The organism is Stenotrophomonas sp. 99219_Sma, assembly GCF_056480785.1.
In genome coordinates this window covers 249146-263477 of sequence record NZ_CM151117.1, presented here as the reverse complement: position 1 = coordinate 263477, position 14332 = coordinate 249146, and the positions used below count along the sequence as shown (strand labels likewise).

At 64.0% G+C, this 14332-nt stretch carries 17 protein-coding genes and 1 tRNA gene; 5 read left to right on the top strand and 13 right to left on the bottom strand.

The window, feature by feature from the left end; genetic code table 11:
• Positions 1-132: 132 nt before the first annotated feature.
• Both ACZK13_RS01175 and ACZK13_RS01170 read right to left on the bottom strand, forming a co-directional pair.
• Positions 133-435, bottom strand: a complete 303-nt coding sequence (locus tag ACZK13_RS01175) for a hypothetical protein (RefSeq protein WP_065724234.1) — start codon at positions 433-435, stop codon at positions 133-135.
• A gap of 126 nt (positions 436-561) precedes the next feature.
• Complete coding sequence (locus tag ACZK13_RS01170; protein ID WP_032128180.1) at positions 562-1854, bottom strand: tryptophan--tRNA ligase; 1293 nt, start codon at positions 1852-1854, stop codon at positions 562-564.
• 108 nt (positions 1855-1962) lie between these two features.
• Between ACZK13_RS01170 and ACZK13_RS01165 the strand changes: the two genes are divergently transcribed.
• On the top strand, positions 1963-2763 hold the full coding sequence (locus ACZK13_RS01165) for a hypothetical protein (RefSeq protein WP_180838608.1): 801 nt from the start codon (positions 1963-1965) through the stop codon (positions 2761-2763).
• Between the two features lie 73 nt (positions 2764-2836).
• On the opposite strand, the gene ACZK13_RS01160 is transcribed toward ACZK13_RS01165, so the two are convergent.
• From ACZK13_RS01160 to rocF, 3 genes are all read right to left on the bottom strand, one after another.
• On the bottom strand, positions 2837-3058 hold the full coding sequence (locus ACZK13_RS01160) for a CsbD family protein (RefSeq protein ID WP_004153772.1): 222 nt from the start codon (positions 3056-3058) through the stop codon (positions 2837-2839).
• 203 nt (positions 3059-3261) lie between these two features.
• A complete protein-coding gene (locus ACZK13_RS01155; RefSeq protein WP_008266021.1) occupies positions 3262-3399 on the bottom strand; it encodes an entericidin A/B family lipoprotein in 138 nt (45 codons plus the stop codon).
• 162 nt (positions 3400-3561) lie between these two features.
• Complete coding sequence (gene rocF / locus ACZK13_RS01150; protein ID WP_094001609.1) at positions 3562-4482, bottom strand: arginase; 921 nt, start codon at positions 4480-4482, stop codon at positions 3562-3564.
• A gap of 132 nt (positions 4483-4614) precedes the next feature.
• On the opposite strand from rocF, the gene ACZK13_RS01145 reads away from it, so the two are divergent.
• A complete protein-coding gene (locus ACZK13_RS01145; RefSeq protein WP_478482166.1) occupies positions 4615-4962 on the top strand; it encodes a hypothetical protein in 348 nt (115 codons plus the stop codon).
• A 17-nt stretch (positions 4963-4979) separates the two neighbouring features.
• On the opposite strand, the gene ACZK13_RS01140 is transcribed toward ACZK13_RS01145, so the two are convergent.
• Positions 4980-5924: an ankyrin repeat domain-containing protein gene (locus ACZK13_RS01140; protein WP_478482164.1), complete on the bottom strand. Its 945-nt coding sequence runs from the start codon at positions 5922-5924 to the stop codon at positions 4980-4982.
• 583 nt (positions 5925-6507) lie between these two features.
• On the opposite strand from ACZK13_RS01140, the gene ACZK13_RS01135 reads away from it, so the two are divergent.
• Entirely contained in the window at positions 6508-6915 is a 408-nt protein-coding gene (locus tag ACZK13_RS01135) for a hypothetical protein (RefSeq protein WP_293794213.1), read from the top strand.
• Between the two features lie 80 nt (positions 6916-6995).
• Positions 6996-7319 carry a hypothetical protein gene (locus ACZK13_RS01130; RefSeq protein ID WP_293794211.1) on the top strand — a complete coding sequence of 108 codons (324 nt, stop codon included), beginning with the start codon at positions 6996-6998 and terminating at the stop codon, positions 7317-7319.
• A 233-nt stretch (positions 7320-7552) separates the two neighbouring features.
• Here the strand turns inward: ACZK13_RS01130 and ACZK13_RS01125 are convergent, their stop codons facing one another.
• The 3 genes from ACZK13_RS01125 to ACZK13_RS01115 form a co-directional block, all read right to left on the bottom strand.
• Positions 7553-7855 (bottom strand): addiction module antidote protein, encoded by a 303-nt coding sequence (locus ACZK13_RS01125; protein WP_293794210.1) that lies wholly within the window; start codon positions 7853-7855, stop codon positions 7553-7555.
• A gap of 353 nt (positions 7856-8208) precedes the next feature.
• Positions 8209-8565: a hypothetical protein gene (locus tag ACZK13_RS01120; RefSeq protein ID WP_125895925.1), complete on the bottom strand. Its 357-nt coding sequence runs from the start codon at positions 8563-8565 to the stop codon at positions 8209-8211.
• Positions 8566-8870: 305 nt separating this feature from the next.
• Entirely contained in the window at positions 8871-9809 is a 939-nt protein-coding gene (locus ACZK13_RS01115) for a type VI immunity family protein (protein WP_049399856.1), read from the bottom strand.
• 1257 nt (positions 9810-11066) lie between these two features.
• On the opposite strand from ACZK13_RS01115, the gene ACZK13_RS01110 reads away from it, so the two are divergent.
• Positions 11067-11507: an SMI1/KNR4 family protein gene (locus tag ACZK13_RS01110; protein ID WP_125895926.1), complete on the top strand. Its 441-nt coding sequence runs from the start codon at positions 11067-11069 to the stop codon at positions 11505-11507.
• A gap of 154 nt (positions 11508-11661) precedes the next feature.
• Here the strand turns inward: ACZK13_RS01110 and ACZK13_RS01105 are convergent.
• The 4 genes from ACZK13_RS01105 to birA form a co-directional block, all read right to left on the bottom strand.
• Positions 11662-11737, bottom strand: a tRNA-Thr gene (locus ACZK13_RS01105).
• Positions 11738-11777: 40 nt separating this feature from the next.
• A complete protein-coding gene (locus ACZK13_RS01100; RefSeq protein ID WP_478482161.1) occupies positions 11778-12626 on the bottom strand; it encodes an SPOR domain-containing protein in 849 nt (282 codons plus the stop codon).
• 9 nt (positions 12627-12635) lie between these two features.
• Positions 12636-13367, bottom strand: coding sequence for a type III pantothenate kinase (locus tag ACZK13_RS01095; protein WP_478482159.1), 732 nt, complete (start codon positions 13365-13367; stop codon positions 12636-12638).
• Positions 13364-14332: a bifunctional biotin--[acetyl-CoA-carboxylase] ligase/biotin operon repressor BirA gene (gene birA / locus ACZK13_RS01090; protein ID WP_478482158.1), complete on the bottom strand. Its 969-nt coding sequence runs from the start codon at positions 14330-14332 to the stop codon at positions 13364-13366. Before birA ends, ACZK13_RS01095 begins: the two co-directional genes overlap by 4 nt.

Sequence of the window (14332 nt, the reverse complement as noted above, 5' to 3'; positions counted from 1 at the left end):
AACAGACCCCCATGGTAGGCGCGCAGGCGGCCCGGGTTCGATGCGGCTTTGGTCGGGTAGTGCCGGCCGCTGGCCGGCAACCTCGGGATAGCCAGGAGAATGCATGTGCCGGCCAGCGGCCGGCACTACCGATCAGCCGGAGCGCAATGCGAACCGCGGCCGCAGCAACAGGGCCAACACCAGCACCGCCAGGAACGCGCCGTAGGCGTACAGCACCGCCAGCACCTGCGGCCAGATCGGACCGGCGCCCGGCTGCACCACGCCAATGCGGTAGCCCCACAGCATCGACACGATGCTCAGCGCGAATGCGAGCACCAGGGTGGTGCTGTCGAACAGGCGCCGCCGCGCGGTGCGCGGCTGGCGCGGGAACAGCCAGTACAGGCTGCCCAGCAGCAGGAACCAGGGCAGGAACAGCAGCAGCGACAACCAGGCCATCGCAGACTCCATGTCATCGCGCCGGAGGCGCGCGGACATCATGCCATGACCTTCGTTCACGGGTAGTGCCGGCCGCTGGCCGGCATCCGCCCTTCAACGGCGCCGACCAAGGTCGGCATCTACCGATCAGTCGGCTCGCAGCGCCGCCAGCGCGGCCAGCACTACATCCACTTCCGCTTCCAGCTTGAACAGCTCGCTCTGCAGCTGGTCACCCTGCTCGGCCTGCTTGATCACCGCGATCAGCTGGCCCGCATCGCGCGGCGAATCGAAACCTTCGCTCTGGATCAGCAAGGTGCCGTCACCAGCGGTCAGCTTGAAGTAGAAGCGGCCATCCTTTTCGCGGTACTGCTTGAACAGCGGCGGTGCCACGCGGGCCACGCCGGCATCCTCGCTGGCGATATCGCCCGCGCTGGACAGATCACGCAGGCCCACCGCGTGGCGCAGCTCGTCCAGCAGCGGTGCCGCCAGCTGCTCGCGCAGCTGCTGGCCACGGCGCTTGAGCAGCGCCTCGATCTTCTCCGGCTCGGCCATCAGCGCGTTGTAGCGCTCGCGCAGCGGCGACAGCTCGCTGTCGATGCGCTCGAACAGCTGCTGCTTGGCATCGCCCCAGCTGATGCCGGCGGCGAACGCCTTGGCGAATTCCGCGGTCTGTTCCGGGGTGGCGAACGCCTGGTACATCTGGAACAGCGCCGAGCCCTCGGTGTCCTTCGGCTCGCCGGGTGCGCGCGAGTCGGTCAGGATCGAGAACACCAGCTTCTTCAGCTCCTCGCGCGGCACGAACAGCGGAATGGTGTTGTGGTAGCTCTTGCTCATCTTGCGGCCATCCAGGCCCGCCAGCGTCGCCACCTGCTCGTCGATCACCACGTCCGGCAGCGGGAAGTACTCCTTGCCGTACACGTGGTTGAAGCGCTGCGCGAAGTCGCGCGCCATCTCGATGTGCTGGATCTGGTCGCGGCCCACCGGCACCTGGTTGGCCTTGAAGATCAGGATGTCGGCGGCCATCAACACCGGGTACATGAACAGGCCGGCGCTGACGCCTGCATCCTCGTCCACGCCTTCCTCACGGTTCTTGTCCACGGCCGCCTTGTAGGCATGCGCGCGGTTGAGGATGCCCTTGCTGGCGATGGCGGTCAGGAACCACATCAGCTCGGTGGTCTCGCGGATGTCGCTCTGGCGGTAGAACCACACGTGTTCCGGGTCCAGCCCGCAGGCCAGCCAGCTGGCCGCGATCTCCAGGGTCGCGCGCTGGGTGCGCTGCGGGTCCTGCGACTTGATCAGGCTGTGCAGGTCGGCCAGGAAGAAGAAGCTCTCGATCCCCGGCGCGCGGCTGGCCGCAATGGCCGGACGGATGGCGCCAACGTAGTTGCCCAGGTGGGGCGTGCCGGAGGGGGTGATGCCGGTAAGGACTCGGGTCGTCATGACTGCGTGGGGTAACCTTCGATGAACGGGGCCAGTTTACCTTGCACGCCACCAACCCCGTCAGGGCCTGCGGCGCGTTCATTCACGCAACCCCGCTGGAGACGCCCGATGAAACGCCTGCTGCCCCTGCTGCTGATCCTGCCCCTGGCCGGCTTCCGCCCGGCCCCGATGCCGCCGCCGGTGTACGAGGGCGGCCCCGTCCGCATGGCCCTGGTCGACCGCGACCGCGGCACCGAACTGCGCAGCTACCCCGCCGAGGGCCAGCGCTGGGTGGCCGGCGAGCGCGGCCACCGCTACGCCGTGCGCCTGTACAACGACAGCCCGCGCCGGGTGCTGGTGGTGCTGTCGGTGGACGGCGTCAACGCCATCTCCGGCGAAGATGCCGATCCCTCGCAGACCGGCTACGTGCTCAACCCCGGCCAGCGCGCCGACATCACCGGCTGGCGCAAGAGCCAGGACGAAGTGGCGCAGTTCGTGTTCAGCAGCCCCAGCGGCAGCTACGCCAGCCGCACCGGCCGCCCGGACAACATCGGCGTGGTGGGCGTGGCGGTGTTCGAGGAAGCGCGCCGCTGGCGTCCGGATCCGATCCTGCGCCGTGGCCTGCCGCTACCAGCCCCGGCGGCGGAAGCGTCGGCCGATGCCAGTGCGAGCAGCAGCCGCATCGAGGGCTATTCCAGCAAGTCGCAGGCGCCAGCGCTGGGCACCGGCCACGGTGCTCGCGAGCAGTCTTCGGTGCGCGATACCGACTTCGAACGCGCCAGCCGCAGCCCGGCACAGGTACTGCAGCTGCGTTACGACAGCGCCCGCAACCTGCGCGCACGCGGCATCCTGGTGGATTCGCCCTCGCGCCTGCCGCGCGAACCACAGGCCTTCCCAAACCGCTACGTGCCGGACCCGCCGGCGCGCTGATCGTCCCGCCCAGACAACACAACGCCCGCAACCTCTCGGTGCGGGCGTTGTGCCGTGGGGGAAACCGAAGTGCTTACTTGTAGTCCGGGTAGTCCTTGCTCACGGCGTCCTGGAACTCACGCACTTCCTTCTCCGCGCGGTCCTTGGCCCAGCCATAACGTTCCTGCAGGCGACCGGCCAGATACTCGGCATTGCCTTCGGCCACATCGAAGTCGTCGTTGGTCAGATCGCCCCACTTGGCCTGGGCCTTGCCCTTCAGCTGCGACCACTTGCCGGAAATGATGTCTTTGTTCATTGCTGGGAGTCCTTGGTTGCAACGGCGTTCTTACCGTGGCTCCAGCTTCGCGCAGCGGCTGTTGAATACCGGTCAACCGGCAATGAAATAGATGCTCACCTGCTTGAATGGTTCACTCCGCTTCGACAGCACGCAGCGAAAAGCACGCGCAAAAAAAGGCCGGGGAAATCCCCGGCCTTTTCTCTTTCCGTTCCGTGCAGGGCTCAACGGCCCTTCGCGGTGTCCTCGACCTTCTCGCCCGCCTTCTGCACGTCCTTGCCGGCACCGGCAATGGTGTTGCAGCCGGCCAGCAGGGCCACCGAGAACATCGACAACAGCATCAGGGCAACTACGCGCTTCATGGGCTTCTCCTTGGGTTTGCCGCTACACCGCTTCATTCGCGGATGGGATTGTTTCGCTCGGCGGGAGAAGGCCAACGCCCACCACCGCCGCGTGAAGTGCAATCTGGCGGCAGTGGCGTGGAGCGGGCGTGAACGGATCTCAGATCCGTTCAGGCGGCGCCGTCAGTCACGCATCAGGGTGGACTTGCCGAACAGGCTTTCGACCAGGTCCACGGCCAGTTCGGCGGTGGCATTCTGCTTGTCCAGCAAGGGGTTGAGCTCGACGATGTCCAGCGAACCCATGCGCCCGGTGTCGGCGATCATCTCCATCACCAGCTGCGCCTCGCGGTAGTTCACCCCGCCCGGCACAGTGGTGCCCACGCCCGGCGCGATGCTGGGGTCGAGGAAGTCCACATCGAAGCTGACATGCAGATGGGTGTTCTCGTCGATGCCTGCCAGCGCTGCTTCTACGGTGCGCTTCATGCCGTTCTCATCGATGTAGCGCATGTCATAGACATCCACCTTGTGGGTCTTGATCAGGCGCTTCTCGTCCGGGTCAACCGAACGGATGCCGATCTGATGCATCTGCGCCGGGGTGATCGCCGGCACGGTGCCGCCGAGGCGGGTCAACGCATCCGGGCCGAGGCCGCACAGGCAGGCCACCGGCATGCCGTGGATGTTGCCCGACGGGGTCACGTCGCTGGTGTTGAAATCCGAATGGGCATCCAGCCACAGCACGCGCAGGGTCTTGCCCTGCTCGCGGCACCAGCGCGCCACGGCGGTGATCGAACCGATGCCCAGGCAGTGGTCGCCGCCGAGCATGATCGGCATGCGGCCAGCCTGCAGTTCGGCATAGCTGGCTTCCATCAGCGCATGGTTCCACGCCACCACTTCATCCAGGTGGCGGTAGCCTTCCACCGGCGCGGTCCACGGGTTGCGCGGGCCATCCAGGTTGCCCAGGTCGCGCACGTCCACGCCGCGCGCCTCCAGCGCCTCCGGCAGGCCCGCCACGCGCAGCGCTTCCGGCCCCAGCCGTGCACCGCGATGGCCCGCACCGACATCGGTGGGAACGCCAATCAGGGATACGGAAATGGGATGGGCCATGGGTGCCTCCTGCGGTGGGGAAAAAGAAGCACAGTCTAGCCAGAGCTGTGTGACACCACTCGCGGCGGTGCAGCAGGGCATTGGCATGGCATGATGCCGCGCGGACCCGACCGTCCTTCATGGAAGATTGCGATGTCGCCCTTCATCAATACTGCCTGGCCGCGCTTTTTCTTCGGGGCGCTGCCCTTTGCCGCTTTTGTGCTTCTGTTGAACGGTACGGTCGATGCGACGCCGAACGGTTGGTTGATCCAGACGGCGCTCCTGCTGGTGCCGTTCTCGACCCTGGTATTCCTCGGGTTGGGTTGGCAGCGTCTGCGCAAGGCACACGCTGAAGATCCAATCCTGAAGAGCGAACTGCACCGTATGCTGGCGGCGTTGATCGGCAACGTAAAAGTGGCCGCGCTGTGGTTCGGCCTGACCTTGGTCGGAACGTTCGCCCTGATGCTGGCGTGGGTATTGCTGCGGAAGACGTGTGGCTGACGCGCGGCGGGTCTCGCTCAGAGAATCGCCGACGACCACGCTTCGGTGCGGAACAGGCGCTTCTTCAGCACGTCGATCCGCCATTGCCCTGCCACGCGCTTGAGCACGAACAGGCGTTCGTAACGTAGCGCGCGAGATTTCTGTGCATGGTCACGTACCAGCACTTCGGCCTTGGAGGCCGTCGGCTGACCGACGGCGGCCAGCAGATCCTCCGGCACGTGCACCGGCGGATTGCCCACCGACATGCCCGTGGAATACACCCGCTTCCGGTCGGTACACCAGGCCGCAAGGATGTTTGCGCGCTCCTGTTGGAATGATGGACTACCGAGCAGGTCTCCACCGGCCTTGGCATCACGGTAACCACGCGTTTCCCACGCATGGCAGGCCAGCATATAGCCACGCACCACGGCTGCCGGTTCCCCTTCTGCGGCCGGTTCAGGCCACGCAAGCGGCGGCGCCTCCTCCAACACCGGTGACATCTGTGCGCCCGCTGCCTGCAGGCACTGCACCACAGCCGCATGCCCGCGCGCTTCGGCCAGCGACAGCGCATTGCGTCCTTCGAAATCCACGCGTGCAACATCAGCACCGCCAGCCAGCAACAGCTCGACCATCGGCAGATGACCGCCCTGCGCCGCCACCATCAGCGGTGTGCGATGCAGTTCCGGCGAGGCCACGTCAAGCGAGGCGCCGCGCGCGATCAGCAGGCGTCCGATGTCTGCGTCGTCGCGCTCGGTCGCCCATCCCAGTGCGGTAAAGCCCACCGCCGTGCAGGCATGCTCGATGTTGGCACCGCGGTCCAGCAGCCGCGCCACCGCGTCAGCCTTTCCGGCGATCACCGCCGACAACAACGGCGTGCGTCCGGTGCCTTTGTGCCGCCACTCGATGTCCGCGCCGGCATCCAGCAGTGCGTCGATGCGGTCGAGATCCTGTTGTTCGGCCGCCTTGGACAGGAGGTGGGACATGGGGGGCTTCCATAGGGTTGGCACAGGCCCGGCAGCTTAGTGCCGTCGCAACGCCGGGGCCACTTTGTGCCGATGTGAAGCACCGATGCCGTTGGCCGCTTATGATGATCGGGTGGGTGAACTGTGCGGTCAGTTAAGTTGGCTTTACGCGTCGTTTCGCCCTGCGCGCAGGTGGCTGCGCTGCGATGGGGTATGCGCCCGCACGTTCCAGCGTTGCGCGATCTGTCGCTTTTGCCATGCAAGTGCGCAGCACAAGCCAAACGCGATAATTCATTTTTCCTTTCAGATCGCCCGATGCCATCGAAACAAACGACTGGCGGGCGGTGATTTCACATGCGCATGATGAATCGCCACCCGCAAAGGTGGTCGGGTCTTCCAAGCCCGCGTAATCGATGCTGTATACGCTTGCCAGCCGGCGCCGTCTTCCCAAGAGCGGCGCCGGCTGGCAATCCGTTCGCCGATCGACGGCGGGCGGTGCGTGGGGGCCCCGTGCCCGCCGGCTCATCGATTCCCGGTCTTGGAAGCCACGCATCGCCCGCCACCCTCTTCGGGTGGCGCCTCTGTTCCCGACGAGGACGCCCGCATGCCCAAGACCCACCACCCGTACCTGACCGCCACCCTGGGCGATGCCGCCCTGCGCCTGCCGCCCGAACTGGCGCAGCCGTTGGAAGCCGCTTTCGCTGCCGCCAACGAGGCCCCTGCACCGATCAATCTGCCCGGCTGCCTGCAGCGCATCCAGATGGGTGACGCCGCCGATGGACAGCCGTGGCCGGAACCGGCAGGCAAACCTGGCGACGCCGTGGCTGCTGCACGCAGGGACCGCGCCGCAGTGGGCCTGGTGTCGCTGCTGGAGCTGTACCACGCCGCCGAGCGTGTGCGCGTGGACGGGGAAGAGAAGGACGATATCGGCGATGGCACGCGCGAAGGGCTGATGCTGGCCTGCCGGGGGCTGGCAGAGTATGTGGCGTTGCAGGTGGGTGGGGCTCAATAATGCGGAACGTTGAGATCCCCAGCATGCAGGTTCAACGCGTCGCAACCCCGGCTATCGAATCAGGCAGACCCGCTGCTGGCATGAGTACCCCCTATCCAAATCTGAAACCTGTTCTTGTTGAGCTGCGGCTGGACGAAGTGGATTCGCGCGGCGGCGCTGTTGCCGAGATGCTCGCCTCCACGGCGCGCCCCATGGCGCTTTCGATAAGCCCTGAGCTCATGTGGTACAGCTTCGTCCTGAATTGCAGAGTCATCACCCGGATCACGCCTGAAACGCGGTCACACTGCACGATCTCCTTCATCAACCATGACGATGCGAAAGAGGTATTCCCCTGTGGCACGGTGGCCGCCTTCGGAGACAGATCGTCAACAAGAGGGTTGATCCGCATCATCCGGTTTGATTGAGACTGATCGCGCCGGACTTCTTGAGCCGGCAACGTCTGACGCGTAATGCACTGATACGCCGCATGACACGCAAGCTACCTGGAACGAGAATCGCCAGACGACTCCTCCTTTGCTGCGTCATTGAGTTGGCTCACCGGCTTGGGACGAAAAACCGCCGAAAGGCGGTTCTTCATGTTCATTCCGCCGTTTCTACGACCCGCACCATGTCAACGCGTCAAAGTCGGCGCATGTGGTCATGCTGCGCTGGCATGCAGGCGTACACCCAAGGCACGGGTCACTTTGAGGATGGTCGCGAAATCAGGGCTGCGCTCGCCCGACAATGCGCGATACAGACTCTCCCGCGACAGGCCCGCCGCACGTGCGACCTTGCTCATGCCCTGAGCGCGCGCGATGTCGCCGAGCGCCTTGGCAATGAACGCGGAATCGCCATCGCTTTCCTCGATGCAGGCATCGAGATAGGCCGCCATCTCCTCCGGTGTCTGAAGGTGCTCGGCCACATCAAATGCTTTGAGTTCTACTTTCTTCTTGATGGCCATGATGGGACAGCTCCAGTACTTCGGTATTGAGTCGTTTCACCTACAGCTAATTTGATACTCACAGGGCATGCGCAATCTCCTGGCCCTCTCGATATCGCGCTGCTGCACACCCTTGCCGCCTCTAGCCAGCAGACAAGTTAACTACCTACGCTACTGGCCGTAGCCTAAAAGCTACGCTCCTCAGAAGCTTGGTGGGCAATTCCACCGCAACAGCAGCCCGCAGGAAAATTCAGGTCGCTGGCCGCACGCCAGACTGGAGAACTTGGCAAGAACGGAAGCGAGAACGCGTTACCGGGATCAGCGTTTACTCGCTCTGATCACCTCACACAAACACGCAATACCCTGCGTTCTTATCAGTCGCATTGCGGCAACCTCCAACCCGCCCAGCCGTCTTGGCCGGGGTACATCGCAGTTCGATTGATCCAGTGAGCATCCATATCCCCAAACTCGCGCTCCCACAGTGTCCACTCCGAGGTGGCCAGCAATCGCCCGTCGCGGCTGTACACCCTGTAGTAGTAGCTGCTGCCGAACAGCGATGCGATGCGCCCTCCGAGTCCGGCGGCACTGTAGCGCCGCGTATAGGTCTTGAGCACGCAGCTGCCATTCTGGCTGTCGGCACTGCGCAGCTCTTTCCCGGCATCGGAAGCCATCTGCCGCACCATCAGCCAGCTGGCAAACAGCAATAAAAGCAACGCAACCAGGCAAATCAAGACGCCTCCTGCAGCCCGTCTAGACTTGTGGCTACCTGCATCATCTGAATTGTTACCTATCAACTTCGACTTTACCCAGAGGAACAAGCGAAAATGCTTCTAGTGGATCGCGGGCAGCATCCAATGAGAGCTGCAAACGAGGATCACCCAGCTCCAAGTCACAGGGTGAGAAGATGCGATGCGAAGCTACCAGCGTTGCACCCGTATCGAGAAAGAACGGCGCCGCCTACCTTTTTGCAGGGTGCGTCGGCGCGCAGGTCTCGAGACTAACTATCCCACCGAATCAATGGTGGGCGCTTCCCGCATCAGTTCTGGTCAAACCTTGCGTACCAGCGACTTGATGGGTCCTTGTCACGGTCCTCGCCATCGAAAGAGTAGGATTGCAGTTCGTCTTGGTCCGGCGAGCGCAATGGCCTCATCACCCGATTGACAGTTACATATCTCACAGGCGGCTCAGTCTCTGAGCCAAGCTCGGGCCGCGCACCCGCCCTGATCGCCAATCCACCGGCATACTCCAGGCATTGGATGCCTTCGTGCGACGAAAGATCGGTTCGAACCAGATCCAATCCGCCCAACCTCTCCAGCAGAGGGCGACTCACGAGGGTGAGCCAGTTGATCCCTTTGATGAAGCCGGCCAGCTTGAGCGAAGCTGCATAGGCGTGCGTATCGGCCTCCAGGCCCGGATACGTCCGCGCGATCGCATACTCCAGGTGTGAACAACTGTCGAAGTCGTAAGGCAGCACAGGAGACAGACCGGCATAGCCATGCTCAGCATCGACGCGGTCGGCTAGTCGCATCACCCATGCCTGAAAGCGGTCAACATCATCCTGGCTCTTCAGCATCTGCCAAGGCATTGTCATTTTGATGTATGAGCGGCTGACGGACTCACATACTTCACGCTCTGTCAGCACCTGCAGGCAATGCGATTCCGCTTCATGCACCGACCTCGCACTGTTGATGTTTAGCTCACGACCTTCCCCTTCCGCGCTGAATCGCTCCAGCGCGCTCTGCAATTTCCCGGGCGTCAACCGACCACGACGCCGGTATACGATCGCGCGAAGGACGTCACCGAACTCCGCATGGAAATCGCTGAAGCAGGCCGCTATCCTCTTTCTTACCGCAGGGTGGTAGCCATGTCGAAAGTAGAGCGTGGCAATCAGGCCAAGCCTGATGACTGGCCGGCCTTTTGCGTTATTGAGTTCGATCTTGTCGACTTCACGTTCGATGTCGTCGATGCAGCTCATCGCGATCTTTGGTCTCTGTGTTCCCGAATCGTGCTAGGCGCGTTCAGTCGGGATCGGTGGGGATCATCGCGACCTGCATTGCTGCGCAGCGACGATAGACGGGGCAGCCAATCCAGCGCGCCAGATGGAGACGCGGCTTGTCGCGAACCTTTGGGCAATGGGACGGGTCCGGTGAGAATGGAAGAAGGTGACGGTCACGGATCACCTTCCGCGAAGGACCGCAGCTTGCGCAGCAGGGTCTCGAGTGGATCCGTGTAGCGTGTTCTTGCGTCTACGTCCCGAATCACTGAGACAAGCCCGCTGCAAATAGCAACTCTAGAGCCACTCGGGCGCCAATGGAATGCAACAAGTTTGAAATTGATGCGGCACCTTGGTGCAGAAGAAGCGGCCGAGCTGTGCGCCGGATGCTTAGCCCGGGACACAACGGCGCTCAGGCTTGGTCGTTGAGCCGAGTCGCCCGCTATGGCTGCAACCAGAGCTCCTTGGCCCTGCCCCGCACCTAAAGACAGATACTGAACGCGATGGAGGCGATTGCGGCCTTGCCTATGACGGACTTTGTCGCTATCAGCACGATGATCGCCAGCGCCTCTGGCAGAAAGCGAGCCAACAGTGTGCCGCCACAGGCATCGCTCAATCCCGACGGGCAATCCGATACGTGTGTCAGGGCTGCCGATTTAAACTGAAGCTTGCTCGGACTCAAGCCTGCCCCTTCATTTCGCTTTATCTTGGTTACGCAGAGTCAACCGCCAGGTGATGCCATTCCGGCTGATGACCTGACCATCAGGCAGATCGATCTTACCTGGATCGTCATCCATTCGTTAGTCGACGTCAGATGCCTGATCCGAGTATGCGCTGGAGCTCCAAGGAGCACTGGACTCGGACCGCACAAGGGTGAACGCTGGCGAGGAACGGCAGGTGGAACTGGGCTTGCCAGCATTCTCCTCTCCAGTGATGGAGCACCGAGGCACATTGCACCTCCCTTGACTATCGCACAGCCACGACGCACTAGCACCCAGAGCGCGCCGCTGGGGAAGCTCAAAGCGCGCTGCGTTATGAGCTGCATCGCCACTGCAGCCAGTACCGGGCGGCACCAGACGGCGGATTCGATCAAACTGGCGGGAGGGTTAAACAGCAAGCTGTATTTGCCTAGCCCTACAGGGGGTGAATCAAGAAAAACCTGCACTGGCTTTACCGCGCGCGAGAACAAGATACAGGATCAACGGCGCTAGGCCGATCCAAGACAACCGAGGGATACAAATGAATTTTCAAGAATTCTCTAATCTTGTTGCCAATAAAATGCGCACGAACCCTATCTGGTTTCAATTGGAGAGTGATTCACCCAGCAGCAGAGAAGAAATTTCTCAGCTGGAGGCGAATATCGGCGCACAATTGCCGGATGAATACAAACAGTTCACAACCAAGTATGGCAGCGGGTACTTTGCTTTCGGGATTGTTTACTCGCCTAGCCTTAGTAGCGCCTTTCCATTGGAAAAGAAAAATCTAACAAATCAAGCCATTCGAAAGAACTACATAATATTTTCTGAAAACGGATCAGGCGATTACTACGGATTTCGGTCGACAGAAGAAAAATGCTCCTCTGAAGTATTTTTATGGGACCACGAGTCGGAAGAATGGAGTGAGACAGAGCACTTCAATCTTTTTGCATTCCTTGCCTCAACAGCGCTCAACAACAGATAAAACTCAGCTTACAACTACCGTATGTGCGCCCCAATTGCCCCCCACGCAGGCGGATGCTCATGGACAACCGGGGACAAAAAATCACAAAAAAACCCGCCATTTCAGCGGGTTGATTGTTCCCCGTGGACATGTGCGGATGCCAAGGGATCGAAGATGGTGCCGCTTATCCGAATCGAACGGATGACCTACTGTTTACAAGACAGTTGCTCTACCAACTGAGCTAAAGCGGCATGGGTGGTACACCGGCGGCAGCGCCGCGGTCTGGGGATTCTAGCGCAACCGCGTGCATTCCAGCGACCGGCTCTGTGCCGCCCCGCTGCGCTGCTGGGCCTGGGCCGGCTGCGCGCCCGCCGCCAGCTGCCCTTCCAGCCACCACTGGCCGGCGTCGCCGCTGGCCACCAGGCGCGGCTGGAAGCCTGCGGCCTGCACCGCCGCCATGCGGCGCTCGGCGCCCTCGCGGTTGCGGTACTGGCCCAGCGCCACGGCGTTGATGTCCTCGCCCTGGCTGATGATGTAGTAGTCGCTCAGACCGGCGGCGACGATGCGCTTTACGGTGGCCTGGGCTTCGTCGCGGTTGGCGGCAGCCGGCAGCATCACCCGGAAACGGGCGCTGCCGCTGGCAGCGGGCTGTTCGCGCAGGCGCACCTGGCTGAGCACAGTACCGGCCTTGCCTTGCGCGCTGCTCGCGGCGGCGCGGTCGGCGAACGGGCCCAGCGCGACGCAGCGCGGCGGCTCGGCAGCCACGGGCGGGGCTACGGGTTTTTCCGGCGCCGGGGCCGGTGCAGGCGGCGTTACCGGCTTGGCAGCGGCAGCAACCGGCGTAGCCTCAGCCACCTGCGGCTTGGCGACCTCCGGCTGGGCCGGCGTAGCGGGTGCAGGCGTGGCAGCCACAGCCGTCTTCGTCGCCGGTTCGCGCTCCATCAACGGCGCGGTCGGGGCGGCAGCACTGGCTTCGGCAGCGGCAGTCGCATCCACACCTCCCGGCACCCAGCGCAGCTCGGCTACGCCAGCGGGTTGCGGCGGCGGCGCGGGCGGTTGCGGTGCATCGCGCAGCAGCCACCAGCAGGCGACGCCAAGATTGAGGATGGCCAGTACGACGATCAGGGCACGGGTCAGCATGCGCGGATACTAGCCTGCGGGCTGGTGCACCGCCCAGCGGGCGAGGCCATCCAGCACCAGCGACGGGTGGTAGTCGGCGCCGGGCAGCAGCGGCATCAACGCCGGTGCGCCGCCACCGTGCACCAGCAGCGACGGTGCCACGCCCAGCAGTGCAAGCGCCTGCTGCGCGCTGCGCTCGATCAGCGCCACGGCAGCGCCATCGCAGCCGGAGGCCAGCGCATCGGCAGTGTCGTTGGCGAACTCGCTGTAGTCACCCCCGGTGGCCGGCAGCTGCACGGCACGCGCGTGCAGCGCTTCGCGCATGGTGGTGGGCGATGCGGAAATGCGCCCGCCGTGATGCTGGCCATTGGCGTCGAGCAGATCAATCGTCAGTGCGGTGCCCACGCCGACCACCAGCACCGGGCGCTGCGCCTTGGCCGCAGCCAGCAGGGCCAGGAAGCGGTCGACGCCGAACTTTTCCGGCTTGGCGTAGGCGATGCGTACACCGGCGCACTCGGCGCTGGTGCGCACCACATGCACGTGTTCGAAGCGGCGCTGCAGCTGATCCAGCATGGCGCTGGTCAGCGAGGGTGCGGCCACGCTGGCCACGAACGCGGTGCGGCCGCTGGGCAGGCTGTGTGGCGGCTGCCCGGCCATGCCTTCGGCGCCATGCGCCCAGGCCTGCACGTCACCGGCACGGTCATCCTGCAACGGCGCGAACTTGAAGCGCGAGTTGCCCAGGTCGAACAACCAATCGCTCATGCCGCCCTCACGCTGACTTCGCCGGCGTGCAGCAGGCGTTCCAGGCCATCGATGCGCACGCGCAAGGCGCCGTCATCGGCCAGGCCGAGCGCGGTGCCATGCTGCCACTGCCCTTCCAGTTCCACGCGTACTTCGCGGCCGGCCAGCATGTCGAACGCGGCGTAGCGCGGCAGGAACGGGGCCAGTCCTTCGCGATCGAATTCTTCCAGCGCCGGCAGCAGGCGTGCCAGCACCGCGGCGACAACCACGTTGCGGTCCACCGGCTTGCCGGCCAGCGTATCCAGGTCCACCCACGGCTGGGTGATCTGTTCGGCGAACGACGGCGGCATGTGCGTGTTGATGCCGATGCCGATCACCGCGCGTGCCGGGCCGGCGTATTCGCCACCACCTTCTGCGAGCAGGCCGACCAGCTTGCGCTTGCCATCGACGATCAGGTCATTCGGCCACTTCAGCTGCGCCTGGGTGTAGCCCAGGTCGTGCAGCGCTTCGGCCACGGCGATACCGGCCACCAGGCTCAGCCCGGCCAGGCGGCCGAGGCCACCGGAGTACAGGCGCAGCACCGACAGGTAGATATGCGCGGCCAGCGGCGAGGCCCAGGCACGGCCGCGACGGCCACGGCCACCGGTCTGGCGTTCGGCCAGCAGGACGCTGACCCCGCGCTGGGGCGCGCTGCAACGCAGCAATTCAGCGTTGGTCGAGTCCACCGTCCAGGCCACCTGCAGGTCGTGCAGCAGGGCCTGGACGTCGGCAGGCAGGCCGGCGCGGATCGCGTCCGGGTCCAGCAGGTCGACCGGGCGGGTCAGGCCATAGCCTTCGCCAGCACGGCCCTCGATGTCCACACCGGCGGCCCTAAGTCCTTGAATACGCTTCCAAATGGCCGCCCGGGTCTGACCCAGCTCACGGGCCAGGGCGTCGCCGGACAGGCGACCGGCAGCGAGTTTGGCCAGCAATTGGCGATCGTCCAC